This window comes from Bradyrhizobium sp. AS23.2 (assembly GCF_001908185.1).
GTDB lineage: Bacteria > Pseudomonadota > Alphaproteobacteria > Rhizobiales > Xanthobacteraceae > Bradyrhizobium.
Window position 1 is genome coordinate 1 of sequence record NZ_LGHM01000266.1, and the last position, 4268, is coordinate 4268.

Genomic DNA, 4268 nt, shown 5'->3' on the forward strand with positions numbered 1-4268 from the left:
CGCCATCAACCGCGATCGCGGCGACTAGCACGAGATCGCCGCCGAGATGCAGCCCGTCGATCTGGACCACCAGAAGATCGAGCACGGACAGATCGGTAGCCATGAAGTCGGCCAGCCGCGCCGTCGACAGCGCTACGAACCTCCGCGAGGCCGCCGACTTCGAAACCCCCGATCCGGGCGGTGCCGGCACGTCACCCTCGGGCAGCCGGACAGCCCGGCCGAACCGGCGCGTCGACACATTGATCAGCATCAGGTTCATCGCCCAGCGACCAAGCCAGTCCTCCTGCGCCGCCGTTTCCCAGCTCGGGATCGTGACCTCGCGGCCGTCCACGCCCCGGACCCGCGGGCGCTCGACCTCGATCTTGCCGCCGTGGAAACCGATCCGTCCCCGCGTTCGGCCCCAACGGTGCGCCCGCCCCGCCGCATCGCGACCGTGGCGCGGCCCGCAGGCCGCCGTGACTTCCGCCTCCATCATCGTGCCGAGCGCCTCGATCCCTGCCGCAAGGCAGAACCGATCGAAGCTCGCCCGCACTTCGGCAAACGCTTCGTCCACAGCCCCAGTCGCCGGCGAACCGGCCGGTGTGATATCTCTCGTCATGGCGTTGCTCTCCTTTGTGGAATCAGCACCCCGAGCCTACCGGCTCAAGGTGGGCAACGCCGACCTCTTCAGATACTCAACAGAACCCGGGACATCCCCGCACTTCACTGCGGATACCATACCACGATGCGCGTTAATGACTGGACTGGAGGTAGTAAACCGTGATGAAAGCAAGAGCGACAACAACGTTGCGGCCTGGAAAGCCCTCGCTCGCGGCACCTGACGATGATCCATATCGGTGGTTGGAGCAGATCGACGCGCGCGGGCGCTAAGATTTATCAAGCGGCAGAATTACAGGACGCTGCAGACGTTTGGCGGAGCGGCATTCGAGCGGGAGCGCCACGCGCTAGCCTCGATTTACAATGGATCAGACAATTTACCCTGTATTAGCCGCCGCGGCGGTTATCTCTACAATCTCTGAAGGACGCCAACAATCCGCGCGGCCGAGCGACGCAGCCGCCTTGCGGCCTCATCTCAAGGCCACTCATCTTCAGCGAACGACAGTGCTGTATGAACCTGGCGACATGATCAAAACCGTTTTACTTTCCAATGAATTCTGTCGTGTCTCTCATTGCCAGACTTGCGAACGGCGAAAAGGCTGATGCCGCCATCGTGGGTAGGGATTGCGCCATTGACATGCTATCCGCATTGGATGGAAGAGTTGCGGTGAGCCGCGCCGTGGTCCAATTGAGCGGCGATGCCATGGTCTGTGATCCGGCTGCGTTCAGGGGCGCGGTGTTGTAATCAGAGAGCCTGATTTCCGAGATCATGCGACATGAGCAGGCCTGTTTGCACAAGCGCAGCAATCATCGGCGTGCATGGCGCATCACGAAATTGATGCTCGGCTTTGCCGCTGGTTGTTGCGCGCCCTCGATTTGTCCGGAAGCGAGCATCTCCCTCTGACCGAATGTGTCTACGAGTGCCGCGAAACGACCAAAGAGCACTATCGTTATCGAGCGATGTTAATAATGTACTTTCCACCAGCCCCGTTGGGCTGATTGCAATCGCCAGTGTTCGGCCGGTGATGGCGGAATCGGCGAACCAGGAATTCAAGGGACAGCCTCGAGCCGCGTAGGATGCGACACCATTCCTCTCCCTACAGGACAATTGCCGACTGCGGGGGGACGTGCGCGTGTCGGGAGAGCGCGCGTCGGCTGCAGGCGTCTACCTCCCTGCATCAACGGAACCTTACACTCGTTCCACTTCTCTCGGCGATAATGGGCTCGAGCTGCCATACGTCCTTCTTGCCAGCAGCTACGCTGTGTCTATGTTAGCTCTTGTTGGTCAATCAACTGCAGCCTCGCGGATGGCCATCTCATCCGGTAGGTTCAGCTGAAGTGGTTGTGGCTGGGCAGGGTACGTGCATGATCAGCGCTCAAATATACAGTTCGAGCACGTCATAGGCATCGAATCCATCAGAACCGAAACGTCAAAGGAAATGTCATCGCCAAGAGGCGCTCAAATGCAGAGCGTTGTTCAAGCAGATGCTTCTCAATGACATTTCGATCCGCATCAGGCAACTCCGTTCGAAGCAACTTACGACAACGCCAAATGTCGTTCCGGACCGATCTAATCTCACTCAATCTATCATCAATCGAAGTCATTCCGATGCCGATGTCGTTTACGGCCCGCCCTTGAAAAATAGCCGACATCGATACCTTAGTAGGCGGTCGCTCTGTCAAGCTGTGCTCGATACCAATTCGCCATGCGTTTGAAAGCCTGCAATATCGCTGCCAATCGCGCGAGGGATATGGTGGATGGTTCAGTGCAGAGGCGTTCAATAACCAATAATCGGCTTCTTTCCGCATGTGTGACAGAAGTTGCCGTCGATCACGGCGTTTACCTGCGCTGTTGCCATGTTCATTGCGGAATTCCTGCATCTCCAAGGTCTCTGCCAACATCTTAGTTGGCTGGCTTAGATAACCTTCCCACACGCCAAACCCGGCGATGTCTGATCTCCAACTCTCGCGAACTGAGCGGCGCTAAATCGAACACCGGTATTGGCCTCCTCCGAAACCGCAAGGGCGAGGCTCTGCATACCGCTACGTACCTATTGAGTGCCGCGGTTCGCCCGTGTGCCCTAACAATGCGCGGAACGAGCTGCTTCGATGGACGCGCAGTATGCGATCAATGTGGCGATCCTCACGAACCACGACGTAAAAGTCTAAAAATTCGGAACGAAGAGACTTGAATCATACGTAGCGTAAGGTTGTACGGTTCAGCGGTTCATTGTCGAACTGAGACATTGTCGGCCTCATGATGTCGGCATAACGTGTTTGCGATCAGCGGAAGATATGACGATGGAAGAACTTCTTATTCTCGCCTTTGTCGCTCTCGCAGGCTTTGGAGCAGGCTACGCCGTGCGTAGTTGGCGTTCTCGCAGGCGGCGTCAGAGCGCTCGACTACACAGCGCTTGCTATCGCTCGCCTCCTACTGAGCGCCCCACTCAAGCCTCCGGACGGCGTGCGTTTTGATACGATCTACCGGAGAAACATGCTCGACCGGCATAGGCTCAGCCTGTAAGTCGCGTCGGCCCAGTGTAATGTTACAAGGCCAGGCGCCCACACCCAGCCCTAAACGATCGCACGCCACTGGCAATCCGTCGAAGGCGGGACGGCTGTGGGCATACGATGCGCATTGCCCGCCAAAAGCGGTATTGTGTCCCTCAATCGCAGACGGGCCGTAAGTCCGATGACCGCCATGGACGGGACCCGCGCGCGGCCATTTCAAGGCAGTACGCCTGCGCCATGCCGATCCTTGGTCAAGCAAGGCGCGGCACAATCCGACGATTGGCACGCAGATTGCCAGGCTGGAGAGCTAGGCCCTTCCACAAAATGAGCTGTCGCAGCCAGCCGCCCTCGCAGTTCCGGAGGCTTGCCCTTGATTCCAATTAACGCAACTCCAACGCTGCTTATGTCCGTAGATTCAGAAGCGACGAACATAACTTTAGCGGTCGGCGCGAACTACCCGCTACTCACCAGAGAGACGCTTGCACCGTTCAACGAGAGGAGCGGGCGCGGGGCTGTGGGGCGCTTTGGCGCACGTCGATGGTTTTACACCTTTCTCTCTCCTCTCTCCTCCTCCTGTCAACATCAACTGTGCAAGCCATGAACACATCGGTCGAATACGGCCAAGAAAGCCGCTTCCCCTGTCCGATAGGCCACGGCGTACAGAACTCCACCGCCAAGCCCGTCAATAAAGGGGAGGCGCCTCGCATAAGGCTGGACTTCTGCGATTTTCTCCCTGCCGCGCCTAGTGGCGCCGCGTCGAAGATGTCGCGCTCGACCGAGACAAGCTGGCTTGCCATCGGCACGGTGGGTTTCGCGCTTGCGGTCATCTTCCTCGTGATCTTGATCGAGACGTTCAGCGCAAGAAAGTGAGAATAGCAGAACTGAGCCGTTTTGAGATCGGCTTCAGCGGTTGCTCACGCCAGCACCTACAATGATCTGCAATTCAGCGTGCCGGCCAAGGTATGACTGCGATCTTCGGCGCGTCCGACCGCAGCGTGTCCGTGCGTTGTCACTTGCGTAAGCGTCGTTCCGCTCCCACCTTCTCGCGGCACACGGGATAGGCGAGTTTCACGATCTCTTTGAAGGGATCGGCTTGTGTCTATGCTTGACCATACGCTTAAGTCGGACGTGACGGCGCGCCGGCTGGAAGTGATCACGGA

4 protein-coding genes are annotated in these 4268 nt (G+C 58.3%); 1 reads left to right on the forward strand and 3 read right to left on the reverse strand.

Annotated elements, in window-relative coordinates:
• The 3 genes from AC630_RS40415 to AC630_RS47565 all read right to left on the reverse strand — a co-directional run.
• Window positions 1–598, reverse strand: a 598-nt coding sequence (locus AC630_RS40415; protein WP_502691594.1) for a transposase family protein, incomplete at its 3' end; no start/stop codon positions are given.
• A gap of 744 nt (window positions 599–1342) precedes the next feature.
• A complete protein-coding gene (locus AC630_RS44915; RefSeq protein ID WP_143198704.1) occupies window positions 1343–1651 on the reverse strand; it encodes a hypothetical protein in 309 nt (102 codons plus the stop codon).
• Between the two features lie 362 nt (window positions 1652–2013).
• Window positions 2014–2478 carry a hypothetical protein gene (locus AC630_RS47565; RefSeq protein ID WP_245330654.1) on the reverse strand — a complete coding sequence of 155 codons (465 nt, stop codon included), beginning with the start codon at window positions 2476–2478 and terminating at the stop codon, window positions 2014–2016.
• A gap of 1227 nt (window positions 2479–3705) precedes the next feature.
• Here AC630_RS47565 and AC630_RS44920 point away from each other — a divergent pair.
• A complete protein-coding gene (locus tag AC630_RS44920; RefSeq protein WP_143198705.1) occupies window positions 3706–3978 on the forward strand; it encodes a hypothetical protein in 273 nt (90 codons plus the stop codon).
• The last annotated feature ends 290 nt before the right edge of the window (window positions 3979–4268 follow it).

Excerpts from the sequence above, each read along its gene's own strand:
- AC630_RS47565 (WP_245330654.1), bottom strand. The coding sequence starts at position 2,478 with ATGCAGGAATTCCGCAATGAACATGGCAACAGCGCAGGTAAACGCCGT.
- AC630_RS44920 (WP_143198705.1), top strand. The coding sequence starts at position 3,706 with ATGAACACATCGGTCGAATACGGCCAAGAAAGCCGCTTCCCCTGTCCG.